Annotated in this window: 1 protein-coding gene; it reads left to right on the top strand. The window is 66.6% G+C overall.

What is annotated here, in order from left to right:
* Positions 1-362: ABC transporter permease (locus tag FJ658_RS15820; RefSeq protein WP_141146268.1), on the top strand; the 362-nt coding region annotated here is incomplete at both ends.

The raw sequence follows: 362 nt of genomic DNA, 5'->3' as shown, positions 1-362 counted from the left end.
CCCCTTCTTCATCAGCTTCCTGCTGCGCACCCTCGCCTGGAAGGCGATCTTCGCCGACGAGGGCCCCGTCGTCAGCTTCCTGCAGGCGATCGGCATCCTGGGGCCCGAGGACTACCTCAACGGCACCGCGTTCACCGTGATCTTCGGTCTCACCTACAACTACATCCCGTTCATGACGCTGCCGATCTACACCTCGCTCGAGCGGCTCGATCTGCGCTACGTCGAGGCCGGCGGCGACCTCTACGCGGGACCCGCCCAGCGCTTCTGGCGCATCATCCTGCCGCTCTCGCTGCCCGGCGTCGTGTCCGGCACCCTGCTGACCTTCATCCCCGCCTCCGGCGACTACGTGAACGCGAGCAAGG

The organism is Schumannella sp. 10F1B-5-1 (assembly GCF_006517535.1).
GTDB lineage: Bacteria > Actinomycetota > Actinomycetes > Actinomycetales > Microbacteriaceae > Schumannella.
The sequence above is the reverse complement of the archived record's forward strand: the minus strand, read 5'-3'. Positions and strand labels throughout refer to the sequence as shown.